Origin of the sequence: Paenibacillus shenyangensis (genome assembly GCF_000346635.1) — a bacterium.
Classification (GTDB): domain Bacteria; phylum Bacillota; class Bacilli; order Paenibacillales; family Paenibacillaceae; genus Saccharibacillus; species Saccharibacillus dauci.
On sequence record NZ_AOIG01000031.1, the window covers coordinates 20,858 to 36,137 of the forward strand.

General features: G+C 46.7%; 15 protein-coding genes and 2 other annotated features. All 15 genes read left to right on the top strand.

Annotated elements, in window-relative coordinates; genetic code table 11:
* The first annotated feature begins 4 nt into the window (after positions 1 to 4).
* The 15 genes from gltX (at position 5) to rpoB (ending at position 15,210) form a co-directional block, all read left to right on the top strand.
* Entirely contained in the window at positions 5 to 1,468 is a 1,464-nt protein-coding gene (gene gltX / locus H065_RS0122405; protein ID WP_017815341.1) for a glutamate--tRNA ligase, read from the top strand.
* 150 nt (positions 1,469 to 1,618) lie between these two features.
* Positions 1,619 to 1,930 (top strand) — a binding site (T-box leader).
* A gap of 60 nt (positions 1,931 to 1,990) precedes the next feature.
* Positions 1,991 to 2,650 (top strand): serine O-acetyltransferase, encoded by a 660-nt coding sequence (gene cysE, locus H065_RS0122410; protein ID WP_017815342.1) that lies wholly within the window; start codon positions 1,991 to 1,993, stop codon positions 2,648 to 2,650.
* Between the two features lie 39 nt (positions 2,651 to 2,689).
* A complete protein-coding gene (gene cysS, locus H065_RS0122415; RefSeq protein ID WP_017815343.1) occupies positions 2,690 to 4,087 on the top strand; it encodes a cysteine--tRNA ligase in 1,398 nt (465 codons plus the stop codon).
* Between the two features lie 16 nt (positions 4,088 to 4,103).
* Positions 4,104 to 4,541 (top strand): Mini-ribonuclease 3, encoded by a 438-nt coding sequence (locus tag H065_RS0122420; RefSeq protein WP_017815344.1) that lies wholly within the window; start codon positions 4,104 to 4,106, stop codon positions 4,539 to 4,541.
* Positions 4,542 to 4,647: 106 nt separating this feature from the next.
* The gene (rlmB, locus tag H065_RS0122425; protein ID WP_017815345.1) at positions 4,648 to 5,394 is read left to right on the top strand and encodes a 23S rRNA (guanosine(2251)-2'-O)-methyltransferase RlmB; all 747 of its coding nucleotides are present in this window, start codon (positions 4,648 to 4,650) and stop codon (positions 5,392 to 5,394) included.
* Positions 5,395 to 5,398: 4 nt separating this feature from the next.
* On the top strand, positions 5,399 to 5,923 hold the full coding sequence (locus tag H065_RS0122430) for an NYN domain-containing protein (RefSeq protein ID WP_017815346.1): 525 nt from the start codon (positions 5,399 to 5,401) through the stop codon (positions 5,921 to 5,923).
* Positions 5,924 to 6,109: 186 nt separating this feature from the next.
* Positions 6,110 to 6,754, top strand: coding sequence for an RNA polymerase sporulation sigma factor SigH (gene sigH, locus H065_RS0122435; RefSeq protein WP_017815347.1), 645 nt, complete (start codon positions 6,110 to 6,112; stop codon positions 6,752 to 6,754).
* Positions 6,755 to 7,127: 373 nt separating this feature from the next.
* The gene (gene secE / locus H065_RS0122440) at positions 7,128 to 7,319 is read left to right on the top strand and encodes a preprotein translocase subunit SecE (protein ID WP_017815348.1); all 192 of its coding nucleotides are present in this window, start codon (positions 7,128 to 7,130) and stop codon (positions 7,317 to 7,319) included.
* 22 nt (positions 7,320 to 7,341) lie between these two features.
* Positions 7,342 to 7,875 carry a transcription termination/antitermination protein NusG gene (gene nusG, locus H065_RS0122445; protein ID WP_017815349.1) on the top strand — a complete coding sequence of 178 codons (534 nt, stop codon included), beginning with the start codon at positions 7,342 to 7,344 and terminating at the stop codon, positions 7,873 to 7,875.
* 170 nt (positions 7,876 to 8,045) lie between these two features.
* Entirely contained in the window at positions 8,046 to 8,471 is a 426-nt protein-coding gene (gene rplK / locus H065_RS0122450; protein ID WP_026136396.1) for a 50S ribosomal protein L11, read from the top strand.
* A gap of 108 nt (positions 8,472 to 8,579) precedes the next feature.
* Complete coding sequence (rplA, locus tag H065_RS0122455; RefSeq protein ID WP_017815351.1) at positions 8,580 to 9,272, top strand: 50S ribosomal protein L1; 693 nt, start codon at positions 8,580 to 8,582, stop codon at positions 9,270 to 9,272.
* A 76-nt stretch (positions 9,273 to 9,348) separates the two neighbouring features.
* Positions 9,349 to 9,512, top strand: a sequence feature (ribosomal protein L10 leader region).
* A 66-nt stretch (positions 9,513 to 9,578) separates the two neighbouring features.
* The gene (gene rplJ, locus H065_RS0122460; protein ID WP_017815352.1) at positions 9,579 to 10,082 is read left to right on the top strand and encodes a 50S ribosomal protein L10; all 504 of its coding nucleotides are present in this window, start codon (positions 9,579 to 9,581) and stop codon (positions 10,080 to 10,082) included.
* 94 nt (positions 10,083 to 10,176) lie between these two features.
* Positions 10,177 to 10,539, top strand: a complete 363-nt coding sequence (gene rplL, locus H065_RS0122465; RefSeq protein ID WP_017815353.1) for a 50S ribosomal protein L7/L12 — start codon at positions 10,177 to 10,179, stop codon at positions 10,537 to 10,539.
* A gap of 105 nt (positions 10,540 to 10,644) precedes the next feature.
* The gene (locus H065_RS0122470; RefSeq protein ID WP_017815354.1) at positions 10,645 to 11,241 is read left to right on the top strand and encodes a class I SAM-dependent methyltransferase; all 597 of its coding nucleotides are present in this window, start codon (positions 10,645 to 10,647) and stop codon (positions 11,239 to 11,241) included.
* Between the two features lie 423 nt (positions 11,242 to 11,664).
* On the top strand, positions 11,665 to 15,210 hold the full coding sequence (rpoB, locus tag H065_RS0122475) for a DNA-directed RNA polymerase subunit beta (protein WP_017815355.1): 3,546 nt from the start codon (positions 11,665 to 11,667) through the stop codon (positions 15,208 to 15,210).
* Positions 15,211 to 15,280 lie beyond the last annotated feature (70 nt).

The window sequence follows — 15,280 nt, forward strand, 5'->3', positions numbered from 1 at the left end:
TATTATGTCTAATGAAGTTCGCGTACGCTATGCACCAAGTCCTACAGGACATCTGCATATCGGTAATGCCCGTACCGCACTGTTCAATTATCTGTTCGCCCGCAGTCAGGGTGGCAAATTTATTATCCGGATCGAGGATACGGATGTAAAACGTAACGTAGCCGGTGGTGAAGAAAATCAACTCTCTTACCTGAAATGGCTGGGTATCGATTGGGATGAAAGCATTGATGTTGGCGGTGAATACGGACCGTATCGTCAGACCGAGCGTCTGGATATCTATCGTGAACACTGGCAGAATCTGCTGGACCGCGGTCTGGCTTACAAATGTTACTGCACCGAGGAAGAGCTGGAGCAGGAACGTGAAGAGCAAATGGCCAAAGGAGAAACTCCGCGTTACTCCGGCAAGCATCGCGATCTGACACCTGAGCAGTGTGCTGCATTTGAAGCGGAAGGACGCGTACCTAGTATCCGTTTCCGTGTACCGGAGAACAAGACCTATACATTCAATGATATTGTCAAAGGCGAAATTTCGTTTACTACGGAAGATACCGGAGACTTTGTTATTGTCAAAAAAGACGGTATTCCAACCTACAACTTTGCGGTTGTACTGGACGACTACCTGATGAAGATCTCCCATGTTCTGCGCGGGGAAGACCATGTCTCCAATACACCGCGTCAACTGATGATTTACGAAGCACTGGGCTGGGAACCACCACAGTTTGGTCATATGACACTGATCGTCAATGAAAACCACAAAAAGCTCAGCAAACGTGATGAGTCTATTATCCAGTTTATCGAGCAGTACGATCAGCTTGGGTATTTGCCAGAGGCATTGTTTAACTTTATCGTGCTGCTGGGTTGGTCACCGGAAGGTGAAGAAGAAATTTTCTCCCGTGAAGAACTGATCAAAATTTTTGATGCCAAGCGTCTGTCCAAGAGCCCGGCGGTATTTGATACCCACAAGCTGGCGCATCTGAACAATATGTATATCAAAAAAGCCGATACCGATCGTATCGCAGCGATGGCGATTCCTCATCTGCAAAAAGCAGGACGTCTGCCGGCAGAACTGAGCGAAGAGCAGCAGCAGTGGGCACATGATCTGGTTGCTCTGTATCAGGAGCAAATGGTATCGGCTTCCGATATCGTGGAACTATCCGAAATGTTCTTCCGTACCCATGTAGAGCTTGGTCAGGAAGAGCAGCAAATCCTGGGAGAAGAGCATGTCAAAACCGTACTGGAAGCATTGCTGAACAAAATCCATTCTTCCGAGGAATTCAGTCCTGCTCATGCAGCTGCAATGATCAAGGAAGTACAAAAAGAAACCGGATATAAAGGCAAGCAGCTGTTCATGCCAATCCGCGTAGCACTGACAGGCGAAATGCATGGACGCGATCTCAACCATACGGTATATCTGCTTGGCCGTGATCGTGTTATCGAACGTCTGGCTTCCCAGATCAAAGGATCCTGATTTCCATTTGGTACAAAGCAGCTGTTCAAAGCCATCCAGGAGTTGTCGGAATTTGCCGCAGCTGCATAATTCATATTGTTTAATCGGGTAGAGTCCGTTATAATGATCACCTGACAGATAATTTAAAACTTAAATGTATAATATATCGATATAATGGCATTGATCAGGAAAAGTAAGCCTGAATATGAAGTCCCAGAGAGGATGACCCTGTGAGTAATGACAGGTAGCTGGAAATCATCCACTTCAGACAGGCTGAACATGCACCTGTGAGCTGCAAAGTCGAACCTTTTCCGTGCTCTTTCCTTCATTTTGAACGAAAGCATGTGAAGAGCAGTAGATTTTGCCGTATGGTCTTACGTTACAGACTGCACAAGTTGGACAGCCTTTCCTGACCTTTTAAAAGGATAAGGAGCAATAAGGCTGCCCAAGCAGAGTGGAACCGCGTAAGAATACGCCTCTGCAGCCCTAACAGGCTGTGGGGGCGTTTTTTAATGAGGCGCAAGCCAAAGAGGGGAAGAAGTCATGCTGAAAAATATGAGGTCCGATATTCGCGCTGTGTTCGATAATGATCCGGCAGCGCGCAGCTGGTTTGAAGTCATATTCACCTATTCGGGATTGCATGCGATCTGGGCTCACCGTCTGGCCCACTGGTTTTACTGTAAACGGTGGTTTACTGTCGCGCGCGTCATTTCCCAGGCAAGCCGCTTTATGACAGGTATAGAGATTCATCCTGGAGCTACAATTGGCAATCGTCTGTTTATCGATCATGGCATGGGGGTTGTGATTGGCGAGACCTGCGAGATTGGAGACGATGTGGTCATTTATCAGGGGGTTACACTGGGAGGGACAGGCAAGGAAAAAGGCAAGCGCCATCCGACCATTGGCAATAATGTCGTGATTGGCTCGGGTGCCAAAGTGCTTGGTTCCTTTACAGTGGGCTCCAATTCCAATATTGGTTCCAACTCGGTGGTGCTGCGGGAAGTTCCGCCCAACAGTACAGTAGTAGGCATCCCCGGCAAAATTGTAATTCAGGATGGCAAGAAAGCCGATCGACTCAGCCATCAGATGCCCGATCCGGTAGCCGCCAGACTCGCTGAACTACAGCTGGAGATCGAACAGCTCAAAAAGCAGCTGGAAATGGAACAGGGAATCAAGCCGAATAGCAGCAGACATTCTTCGTAATCATCACAATATACATGGACACAGAGAAGGGATGAGAATATGCCATTGCAAATCTATAACACAATGACTCGCATGAAAGAACAATTTGTCAGCCTGACACCAGGTGAAGTGAAAATGTACGTATGCGGACCTACCGTATACGACTATATTCATATCGGTAATGCCCGTCCCATGATTTTCTTTGATGTAGTACGCAGCTATCTGGAGAATCAGCAGTACAAAGTCGACTATGTAGTTAACTTCACCGATGTAGATGACAAACTGATCCGCAAGGCAGAAGAACTGGATACAACGGTTATCGAAGTAGCAGAGCGTTTTATTGCCGCCTATTTCGAAGATCTGGAAGGTCTCGGTATCCGCCGTGCTACGATTCACCCACGGGTAACGGAAAATATGGATATCATCGTTCAATTTATCGATAAGCTGGTTGAGCTGGGCTATGCCTATCCCAAAGAAGGCGACGTATACTTCCGTACACGCAAATTCGCTTCCTATGGCAAGCTGTCCCACCAGAAGCTGGATGAACTGCAGTTTGGTATCCGGATCGAAGTCGACAAACGCAAAGAAAATCCGGAAGACTTTGTACTCTGGAAAGCAGCCAAGCCGGGCGAGATCTTCTGGGAGAGTCCATGGGGACAGGGACGTCCGGGCTGGCATATTGAATGCTCTGCTATGGCACGTCACTATCTGGGAGATACACTCGATATTCATGGCGGTGGCCAGGATCTGCAGTTCCCGCATCATGAGTGCGAATGCGCACAATCGGAATCGGTAACCGGCAAGCCATTATCCAACTACTGGATGCATAACGGATTTATCCGTATTGATGATGAGAAAATGTCCAAGTCTCTGGGGAACGGTATTCTGGTCAAGGATCTGCGCAAGAACCACAAGCCTGCAGCTATTCGTTATCTGATGCTGTCGACACACTACCGCAATCCGCTTAACTATACAGATGATACGATGACACAGGCTGAGAACAGTATTGAACGTATTGCCAATGCTGTCAGCAATGTGAAGCACCGTCTGTCCGCATCCGATACTTCTTCTCCGGCGGATACAGAACTGGTTAGCCGCGTAGAGGCAATCCGCAGTCTGTTCCATGAGAAGATGCAGGATGATTTTAATACACCGGATGCAATCACTGCGATTTTTGAATGGGTGAATGAAGCCAATCTGCTGCTGCAGCGTGAAGTAGTACAACAAGCTTCCCTGGAAGCTTTGCTGCAGGTATTTGAAGAAATGAACGAAGTACTGCGTCTGTACTGGGAAGAAGAGCAGCTTCTGGATGAAGAAGTCGAGCAGCTGATCGCTGAACGTATCGAAGCGCGCAGCAGTAAAAACTGGGCAAGAGCCGATGAGATCCGTGATCTGCTGTCTGCACAGGGCATTATGCTGGAAGACACGCCTCAGGGCATGAGATGGCGTCGTAAATGAACAGGAGGAGATATTGATGAACCCTCCAGAAAATAATGATATGCACGGCTGGTTTCCATTTTCCCCATCCAAGCCGGCAGAGCAGCTGCCGCCGCTGGCTCTTGCCTATATGGGGGATGCCATTCATGAAGTGGCAGTAAGACAGTATCTGATTTCCGGCAAAAACTTGCGTCCCAATCATCTGCACCGTCTGTCGACCGGTTTCGTCTCGGCAGGCGCGCAGGCACGGATGCTTCAGCATCTGAAGCCGTTACTGACAGAGACTGAAGCAAGTGTCGTACGGCAGGGACGCAATGCCAAATCCGGTACGGTACCGAAAAATGCCAGTGTTATCGATTATCGGTATGCAACGGCTTGGGAATGTCTGCTTGGATATCTGTATTACAAAGGTGAGCAGGCACGTATTGAAGAGCTGATTACCCAGGGGATTCAGCATTTGGAGCAAAAGTCGTAGACGACTTTATCCATTATTTAGATAGGCACGGTATGCCACAGAAGCATTCCTCTTCAAAAAGGGTAATGGGTGAGTAGGCATAATGTAGTCCACAGGAGGAAACACCATGGAAGAAGAATATATTGCTGGCAAGCATTCGGTTACCGAAGCGCTTCGTGCCGGTAGAAGCATCAATAAAATATGGATCGCTGAAGGTTCCCAAAAAAATCTGGTACAGTCGATCATGGACGAAGCCAAACAGCGCGGAGTCATTGTCCAGTATGTGGACAAGCGCAAGCTGGACAGCTTTGTACCGGGGGTACAGCATCAGGGAGTAATTGCCCAGGCTGCTCCATACGAATATGCAGAAGTTGAAGATATTCTTGCCGCTGCGCAGTCCAAGGGAGAAGCTCCCTTTATTCTGCTGCTGGACGAGATCGAAGATCCGCATAACCTCGGCTCGATCCTGCGTACAGCCGATTGCACCGGTGTACATGGCGTTGTAATTCCAAAGCGTCGTTCGGCAGGAATCACAGCGACTGTATCCAAGACATCAGCAGGTGCCGTGGAATATGTACCGGTAGCCCGGGTCAGCAATCTGGGACAGACGATTGACCGTCTCAAAGAACAGGGTGTATGGGTAGTTGGAACCGATGTGGATACAGACAGCAATCTGTATCAGACGGATATTTTCAATGGTCCGGTAGCTATCGTTATCGGTAATGAAGGCAAAGGCATGGGCCGATTGATCCGGGAGAAGTGCGATGTACTGGTTCAGCTTCCGATGAAAGGACAGATTAACTCGCTCAATGCTTCAGTAGCTGCAGGAGTGGTCATGTACGAAGTACTGCGCCGCCGGCAGTCACTCGGTTAGAGGTATGACGGATCTGCGGGATGTTCTTCTGGTGGATGGTTACAATATGATCGGTTACTGGCCCGAGCTTGTGGAATTGTCGGAGATCGGCCTCAATGAGGCGCGCAACCGTCTACTGGAACGTCTGGCTAATTATCAGGCTTATTCGGGGCGAAGGGTCATTGCCGTTTTTGATGCTTACCGGGTTCCGGGATTGGGCAAATCCTATGAACAGGGCAAGGTCGAGATGTACTTTACCAAGGAAAAGGAAACTGCCGATGAAGCGATCGAACGCTTTGTCGGTGAGTTGTCCCACCGCCGCCGCCAAATCTATGTCGCTACCAGTGATCTGGCTGAGCAGCATGTTGTTTTTGGTCAGGGAGCGCTACGGGTATCAGCCCGTGAGCTGTTGATCGAAGTTCAGATCAGCGAAAGGGAGATTGCGCAGCGCATACGCGAACAAAGGGATTATGCTTCACGCAATACACTGGATGGCAAACTGAATCCGCAGCAGCGGCATCTGTTTGAAAAATGGCGCAGGGGAGAGTGAGTTGTCACTATAATGACAGCTTACTTACGAACCTGCGTTCTCTTTTATAAAAAAAAGGCTGAAAATGCTGTAACAACGGCGTTAGAGGCGACAAATACGGTTGACGATGTGAGGTTACATAATATATACTTGGGCTATATTTTATAGGGTAACGGAGACCTTGCGTTGCAACCGGAGGGATTGTTTGTGAGTGTCGACCTCAAAGATATCATGGTGTCACCATACGATTACCAGAGCGATGAAGATCTTGTAGAAGCCGTCCGGCAAGGCGATTCCGAAGCCTTGGAGTACTTGATTACCAAGTACAAAAATTTTGTACGTGCAAAAGCCCGATCTTATTTTCTTATTGGTGCAGATCGTGAAGATATCGTACAGGAAGGCATGATCGGCCTGTACAAATCCATTCGTGATTTCAAAAACGATAAGATGTCTTCGTTCAAGGTATTTGCTGAATTGTGTATTACCCGTCAGATCATTACTGCGATCAAGACGGCTACACGGCAAAAGCATATTCCACTGAACTCGTATGTATCTCTGGACAAACCGATCTATGACGAAGATTCCGACCGTACACTGCTTGATGTCATTTGTGGCTCACAGGTATCCGATCCGGAAGAATTGGTTATTAACAAAGAGGAGTTCACCGGTCTGGAAGACAAAATGTCCGAAATTCTGAGTGATCTGGAACGCAAAGTATTGATGCTGTATCTCGATGGACGCTCTTATCAGGAGATCGCTGTCGATCTCTGCAGACATGTCAAATCTATCGATAATGCGCTTCAGCGTGTCAAACGCAAGCTTGAGCGTTACCTCGAAGTACGTGATAACTAGACTCCTGGCAACCAAGTGAAGACTCTGCATATAGAGTCTTTTTTATTTTGCACAGCGCTGTCGTTCACCCTGTAATATGGCAGTAAGTAATAACAATAAAATCATTCGATCCTGTCTGGAAAAGAAGCCGAGAAGAATTGTTATTTTTTTGAAAAACAAACACGAATATTCGTTGACACGTACAGAGCCCTGTGATAAAGTGTTTCAGGTAGGCCTGAAATCGCCTGTTCTTAGGTGTGTCAATCTTTATGGCGACGAAGGCAGCTATATGAGCAAGTGTAACCACCCTGACCGCATGGGGATGAAGAATGGTACAGGCTCTTGGTCTGACCCTTTTCTTCGTTTAACCAGATCGTCTTTTGGAGGTGTAGTCGTGGCACGAAGCTTTAAGTCTGTGTTTTCCTTTTTCTCCGAAAGCTGGGCTGAACTTAAAAAGGTTCGCTGGCCTAATCGTAAAGAGCTGACCAACTATACTCTTATCGTTATCGGTACGATATTGTTTGTCGCCGTTTATTTTTGGGTTCTAGACATCGGCATTTCCGCTGTGATCGAAGCGATAATTTAAGAAGGGTTCCAGGTGGCTTGATATGGAAAAAAGATGGTACGTAGTTCATACTTATTCAGGGTATGAAAACAAGGTCAAAGCCAATTTGGAAAAACGCGTTGAGTCCATGGGCATGGAAGACAAGATTTTCCGCGTTCTTGTTCCTATGGAAGAAGAACTGGTAAACAAAGACGGCAAGAAAAAAACCGTCATGCGTAAAGTTTACCCGGGTTATGTTCTTGTTGAAATGATCCAGACTGATGATTCCTGGTATGTAGTACGCAATACACCTGGTGTAACCGGCTTTGTCGGTTCGACAGGTTCAGGCTCCAAGCCGACTGCGCTACTGCCGGAAGAAGTGGAACAGATTCTCAAACACATGGGTATGGAAGAACCGAAGGAGCATATTGACTTCGAGGTTAAAGAATCCGTACGCATCAAAGTTGGACCGTTTGCGAATTTTGTGGGCTCCGTGGAAGAAATCTTGGTAGACAAGAGCAAGCTCAGAGTACATGTTAACATGTTCGGACGGGAAACCCCGCTTGAGCTGGATTATACTCAAGTGGAAAAGATATAGCAGGTTTCTAGGATGACACGGGGATTTGAAGTGAGTCATCATTTCAAATTCTAACCGGTGCTTCCGGTTTTACCGCATAGGCTTGAGACAGATGTTTTAAGTTGAATGCGTCGTTTTACGTGGGAGGGCAGCGATGTCCGTCTACCACTATTCGCAAGGAGGTGTTTTACATGGCTAAAAAGGTAATCAAAATGGTAAAACTGCAAATCCCAGCTGGTAAAGCGAATCCGGCTCCTCCAGTAGGTCCGGCATTGGGTCAAGCAGGTGTCAACATCATGGCATTCTGTAAAGAGTTCAACGCTCGCACAGCAGATCAAGCAGGTTTGATCATTCCGGTTGAGATCACAGTGTTTGAAGATCGTTCTTTCACTTTCATCACAAAAACTCCACCGGCTGCAGTTCTTCTGAAAGTTGCTGCTAAGATCGAAAAAGGATCTGGCGAACCGAACAAGAAGAAAGTCGCAGTTGTTAAACGTTCCGCAGTTCGTGAAATTGCAGAACAAAAAATGCCTGACCTGAACGCAGCTTCTATCGAAGCAGCAATGCTGATGGTTGAAGGTACAGCACGTAGCATGGGTATCACAATCGAAGACTAATTTGTATTAGTTTTTACTGGTGTCCGCCAGGATCCAGTCTATGCGGAAACATTGCTTTCCGCATATGTGGGAGGAATATCCGTTAATACCACAAAGGAGGAATAACAAATGGCTAAACATGGTAAAAAATATTTGGAAGCTGTTAAGCTGATTGACAGCGAAGCAACTTACGAGCCGGCTGAAGCAGTTGCTTTGGTTAAAAAAGCAGCTACTGCAAAATTCGACGAAACTGTTGAAGCAGCAGTACGTCTGGGTGTAGACCCTCGTAAACAAGATCAGGCTGTTCGTGGCGTCGTAGTACTGCCGCACGGTACTGGTAAAACTCAACGTGTTCTCGTATTCGCAAAAGGCGAAAAAGCAAAAGAAGCGGAAGCTGCTGGTGCTGACTTCGTTGGCGATCAGGACATGATCAACAAAATCCAACAAGGATGGTTCGACTTTGATGTCTGCGTAGCTACGCCGGATATGATGAGTGAAGTTGGTAAACTGGGACGTCTGCTCGGTGGTAAAGGTCTGATGCCTAACCCTAAAGCAGGTACAGTTACTTTCGACGTTACCAAAGCTGTTCAAGAAATCAAAGCTGGTAAAATCGAATACCGTCTGGACAAAGCAGGACAAATTCACGCGCCTATCGGTAAAGTATCGTTCTCTGAAGAGCAATTGAATGAGAACCTGCAAGCTCTGGTTGAAGCTCTTAACCGTGCTAAACCAGCTGCAGCAAAAGGTATCTACCTGAAGAACATTGCGGTATCTTCCACAATGGGACCAAGCGCACGCGTAAATGCAACAACTTACAGATAATTAATGGTTGACAACAACCTTTATATTTGATAATCTGTGAAAGTTGTAATTATGCTTGAACGTTGTACTTGCAATTACACTTGAATATGTTTAACCGTAGACAGTAGGTGCCCGTAAAGGCTTAATTTCCTACCGAGGTGTTATGATAGAATATCGGATACTCAGCGCGCAGCTTGCTGCGCCTGGTGAATCCGCTCCGTCAAGCCTTCGTCATTCTGCGGGGGCTTTTTTAATGCCCGTAGGAACTTTTCTTCCGAATCGCAAGAGGATGGAGAAAAGCAAGAATACGATCAGGAGGTGTCCAATTTGGCAAACGCAAAAGTAATCCAGGCAAAACAGGAAGCGGTAGAAGTGGTTGCAGCGAAATTGCGCGAGAGCGTAACTACAGTTGTTGCTGACTATCGTGGTCTGAACGTAGCTCAAGTTACAGAACTGCGCAAGCAACTGCGTGAAGCTGGTATCGAGTTCCAAGTATTGAAAAATACACTGGTTCGTCGTGCCACTGAATCTGCTGACCTGACTGAACTGAACGAAGTACTTAGCGGTCCTACCGCTATTGCTTTCAGTAAAGACGATGCAGTAGCACCGGCTAAAATTCTGAACGATTTCGCTAAAACGAATGACGCTCTGGAATTGAAAGGCGGCGTTGTTGAAGGACGCGTAGTAAGCGCAGAAGAAATCAAAGCACTGGCAGCTCTGCCATCCCGCGAAGGTCTCTTGTCCATGCTGCTTAGCGTACTTCAAGCTCCAGTTCGCAACTTTGCACTGGCAGTTAAAGCAGTATCCGAGAAAGAAGAGCAAAGCGCGTAAGCAATTTGCACACTGTTCCTCACACGCCCTAGTGGCGTAAAAAATGGCTGTAATCAGCCAAACCAAAATACAACCAATTATGGAGGGTTTATAAATGAGTCACGAGCAAATCCTTGAAGCCATCAAAGGCATGACTGTACTGGAACTGAATGATCTGGTAAAAGCAATCGAAGAAGAATTCGGTGTAACTGCAGCAGCTCCAGTAGCAGCAGCAGCAGCAGGCGGCGCAGCTGCAGAAGCTGAGCAAACTGAATTTGACGTAGTACTGACTTCCGCTGGTGCTTCCAAAATCAACGTAATCAAAGCAGTTCGTGAAGTAACTGGTCTGGGTCTGAAAGAAGCTAAAGAAGTAGTAGATAACGCTCCTAAAGCAATCAAAGAAGGTATTGCTAAAGAAGAAGCTGAATCCATCAAAGCTAAGCTGGAAGAAGCAGGCGCATCTGTAGAATTGAAATAAGAGATTTTCTCTTCTTTCTTACAAACCCCTTGAATCCGTTCAAGGGGTTTGTTTTATAACAAAAGCAGTATAACAGGTATTATCAAGAAAGGGTGAAGGAATGATATGGGAGATCATTATTATTCCAGCCAGCCTGGCGCAGCGCATGAACGCCGCATTATTGAAGTGGAATTGCGGAGCAAGGCTTTCAAATTTATAAGTGATGCCGGAGTCTTTTCCAAAACTGGAGTAGATTATGGCAGCAGAGTGCTCATTGATGCCCTTACACTAAGTGAAGATTCCAACGTGCTGGATGTAGGTTGCGGTTATGGGCCTATTGGTCTGTCTGCTGCATGTCTGGCTACAAAAGGTCATGTAACCATGCTGGATGTAAATGCACGTGCTGTTCAGCTGGCCAAAGAGAATGCTACGCTCAATCATATTGAGAATGTAACTATTCTGGAAAGTGATTTGTTTGCAGCTGTTCAAGGACAGAAGTTTGATGTAGTGCTGACCAACCCGCCGATTCGTGCAGGGAAATCAACCGTACATGCGATCTTTGAAGAAGCAGCAGCTCATTTGAAGGATGGAGGCTCTCTATGGGTCGTTATCCAGAAAAAGCAGGGGGCTCCTTCGGCCAAAGCCAAAATGGAAGAGTTGTTCACCAGTGTAGAGGAAGTTACCAAAGATAAAGGATATCGCATTTTCCAGGCGATCAAATAAAAAAGGCCTATTCATCGGCTAGGATGAACAGACCTTGACACAAACTAGGAAACGCAAAATCAGTGAATACGCCTGTTGACTTAAATAGGCTAACGTGTTATTATTACAAAATGTCAGTATTAAGATGCCCTTTTTGGCTTTAGTTTTCTGTAGAATTACGAAAATTATGTACCATAAGGGTGTTTAATCTTGTCCTTAAACGTATAATAATCGGTATTTCAGTTAATTTCAACTGAAATATACGTCTGAGCTGCTGGGTCACATCCGTTGATAGCTGATGGTGCTCTTTTTTCGAGAAGATTCGATAAGAGCTTTTCTCTATTTGTGGGTGTGCGCTTCTATGTATGGACCTATTATACGTGATCCAAACAGCAGTTCGCAATGAAATTTTTAAGTGAGTAGACATTAAGGGGTGAGTATAAGTTGGCAGGACATCTTGTTCAATATGGTCGACGCACTCGGCGAAGTTATGCACGAATTAACGAAGTTCTTGAAGTACCTAACCTGATCGAAATCCAACAGAAATCTTATCAGTGGTTTTTGGATGAAGGATTGCGTGAAATGTTCCAGGATATCTCGCCAATTCAAGATTTTACAGGCAATCTGGTGCTCGAGTTCATCGACTACAGCCTTGGTGAGCCGAAATACACAGTAGACGATGCAAAAGAGCGTGACGTTACGTATTCAGCTCCGCTGCGGGTAAAAGTCCGTCTCATCAACAAGGAAACGGGTGAAGTCAAAGAGCAGGAAGTATTCATGGGTGATTTCCCGCTGATGACGGAAACCGGCACCTTTATCATTAACGGTGCAGAACGGGTTATTGTCAGCCAGTTGGTTCGCTCTCCCAGCGTCTATTTCAGCACTAAAGTCGATAAAAATGGTAAAACATCATATACTGCTACCGTTATTCCTAACCGTGGCGCATGGTTGGAACTGGAGATGGATGCAAAAGATATCGTCTATGTACGTATCGATCGCACTCGTAAGATCCCGGTAACCGTACTGCTGCGTGCACTTGGATTCGGCAGCGACGCTGAAATTCTGGACCTGCTTGGCAACGACGAATATATCCGTAATACATTAGATAAAGATAACACTGACTCTACCGAGAAAGCGCTGATCGAGATTTACGAGCGTCTTCGTCCGGGCGAGCCACCAACACTTGATAACGCCAAAAGCTTGCTTGTAGCGCGTTTCTTCGATCCAAAACGCTATGATCTTGCAAATGTAGGTCGTTACAAAATCAACAAAAAGCTTCATATCAAAAACCGTCTCTTCAACCAACGTCTGGCTGAGACGCTGATTGATACCAATACAGGTGAGATTGTAGCAGAAGCCGGACAGGTAGTAGATCGTCGTCTCCTTGACGAGATCATGCCTTACCTTGAAGGAGATCTGAACTTCAAAACTTATCATGTAGCTGGTGGCGTACTGGATGCCAATGATATTCCAATGCAGACGATTAATGTCTTCTCTCCGCTGGAAGATGGCAAAGTCGTATCAGTGATTGCCAACGGCACCATTGATAAATCTGTGAAGAATATTACACCGGCTGATATTATCGCATCGATCAGTTACTTCCTGAACCTGCTTCAGGGTATTGGCGATACCGATGATATTGACCATCTGGGTAACCGTCGTCTGCGTTCCGTAGGCGAACTGCTGCAGAACCAATTCCGTATTGGTCTGTCCCGTATGGAGCGTGTAGTACGCGAGAGAATGTCCATTCAGGACGCTAACGTGATTACACCACAGGCACTGATCAACATACGTCCTGTGATTGCATCCATCAAGGAGTTCTTTGGTAGCTCCCAGCTGTCCCAGTTTATGGATCAGACCAACCCGCTCGGTGAACTGACGCACAAACGTCGTCTGTCTGCCCTCGGACCCGGTGGTCTGACACGTGAACGCGCAGGCTTTGAAGTCCGTGACGTACATCCGAGTCACTACGGTCGTATGTGTCCTATCGAGACTCCAGAGGGACCGAACATCGGTCTGATCAACTCCCTGTCCACGTTCGCACGTATCAATGAGTATGGCTTCATCGAAGCACCATACCGTCGTGTAGATCCGAACACCAATCGGGTAACTGATCAAATTGATTACCTGACTGCGGATGAGGAAGACAACTATGTAGTAGCTCAGGCGAATGCGGTCCTGAACGAAGACGGTACTTTTGCAGAAGAAATGGTAATCAGCCGTTACAACAAACAGGCCGATAACATTCTTCCTATGCCAAGAGAACGTGTTGACTATATGGACGTATCTCCAAAACAGGTTGTATCTGTTGCGACAGCATTGATTCCGTTCCTGGAAAACGATGACTCCAACCGTGCTCTGATGGGTTCCAACATGCAGCGTCAGGCGGTACCTTTGCTTATTCCTAAGGCACCACTTGTCGGTACAGGTATGGAACACAAAGCAGCCAAGGATTCCGGCGTATGTATCGTAACCAAACACGACGGTATCATCGAACGTTCTACTGCTAGCGAGATTACACTGCGCCGTATTGAGACTGTAGACGGCAAAGAAGTTAAAGGTGATCTCATTAAGTATAAATTACACAAATTCATGAGATCTAACCAAGGTACTGCCATCAACCAGCGTCCAATCGTTAAAACGGGCGACGTTGTGAAGAAAGGCGATATCCTGGCAGATGGTCCATCCACAGAGATGGGCGAGATCGCTCTGGGACGTAACGTAGTCGTAGCATTTATGACCTGGGAAGGTTATAACTACGAGGATGCGATCCTGTTGAGCGAGAAACTCGTAAAAGAAGATGTGTACACTTCCATCCATATTGAAGAATATGAATCCGAAGCTCGTGATACGAAGCTCGGTCCGGAAGAAATCACACGCGATATTCCTAACGTGGGTGAAGATGCACTGAAAAATCTCGACGAGCGCGGTATCATCCGCATCGGTGCCGAGATTGCTGCCGGCGATATTCTCGTTGGTAAAGTAACACCTAAGGGTGTAACCGAACTGACAGCAGAAGAACGCCTGCTGCATGCGATCTTTGGTGAAAAAGCACGAGAAGTTCGCGACACCAGCCTTCGCGTACCACACGGTACAGATGGTATTGTCGTAGACGTTAAAGTGTTCACCAGAGAAAACGGCGACGAGTTGCCACCAGGTGTAAATCATCTGGTACGTGTATACATCGCGCAAAAACGTAAAATCTCCGAAGGCGATAAAATGGCGGGACGTCACGGTAACAAAGGTGTCGTTGCACGTATTCTGCCGGAAGAAGATATGCCGTTTATGCCAGATGGTACACCGGTACAGGTAGTACTGAATCCACTGGGCGTACCTTCCCGTATGAACATCGGTCAGATTCTCGAAGTCCATATCGGTATGGCAGCGATGAAACTTGGTATTCACGTCGCTACACCGGTCTTTGACGGAGCGAATGAGTATGATGTATTCGATACGATGGAAGAAGCTGGCATGCAGCGTAATGGTAAGACTATCCTTTACGATGGAAGAACCGGTGACGAGTTCGAGCGTGAAGTTACAGTCGGCGTTATGCACATGATCAAACTGGCGCACATGGTTGATGATAAAATCCATGCTCGTTCCACAGGTCCTTACTCTCTCGTTACACAACAGCCGCTGGGTGGTAAAGCTCAGTTCGGTGGTCAGCGTTTCGGGGAGATGGAAGTATGGGCGCTGGAAGCTTATGGCGCTGCTTATACTCTGCAAGAGATCCTTACTGTCAAATCCGATGATGTCGTTGGTCGTGTGAAAACGTACGAATCCATCGTGAAAGGCGAAAACGTTCCTGAACCGGGCGTTCCTGAATCTTTCAAAGTATTGATCAAGGAGCTGCAAAGCTTGGGTATGGACGTTAAGATTCTCAATGAAGATGAAAATGAAATTGAGATGAGAGAGCTGGATGACGAGGAAGAGAACACCAATGATAAACTGAGCCTCAACCTTGAAGGTTCAGAAGTCGGCGTAGATTAATATCACTTATTCATGATTCCCAACATTGTCTGATGAAGGTAGACCGGAGCATTTCCGGTCTATCCTCATT

Coding starts and splice junctions, on each gene's coding strand:
- gltX (WP_017815341.1), top strand. CDS start 5: ATGTCTAATGAAGTTCGCGTACGCTATGCACCAAGTCCTACAGGACAT.
- cysE (WP_017815342.1), top strand. CDS start 1,991: ATGCTGAAAAATATGAGGTCCGATATTCGCGCTGTGTTCGATAATGAT.
- cysS (WP_017815343.1), top strand. CDS start 2,690: ATGCCATTGCAAATCTATAACACAATGACTCGCATGAAAGAACAATTT.
- H065_RS0122420 (WP_017815344.1), top strand. CDS start 4,104: ATGAACCCTCCAGAAAATAATGATATGCACGGCTGGTTTCCATTTTCC.
- rlmB (WP_017815345.1), top strand. CDS start 4,648: ATGGAAGAAGAATATATTGCTGGCAAGCATTCGGTTACCGAAGCGCTT.
- H065_RS0122430 (WP_017815346.1), top strand. CDS start 5,399: ATGACGGATCTGCGGGATGTTCTTCTGGTGGATGGTTACAATATGATC.
- nusG (WP_017815349.1), top strand. CDS start 7,342: ATGGAAAAAAGATGGTACGTAGTTCATACTTATTCAGGGTATGAAAAC.
- rplK (WP_026136396.1), top strand. CDS start 8,046: ATGGCTAAAAAGGTAATCAAAATGGTAAAACTGCAAATCCCAGCTGGT.
- rplA (WP_017815351.1), top strand. CDS start 8,580: ATGGCTAAACATGGTAAAAAATATTTGGAAGCTGTTAAGCTGATTGAC.
- rplL (WP_017815353.1), top strand. CDS start 10,177: ATGAGTCACGAGCAAATCCTTGAAGCCATCAAAGGCATGACTGTACTG.
- H065_RS0122470 (WP_017815354.1), top strand. CDS start 10,645: ATGGGAGATCATTATTATTCCAGCCAGCCTGGCGCAGCGCATGAACGC.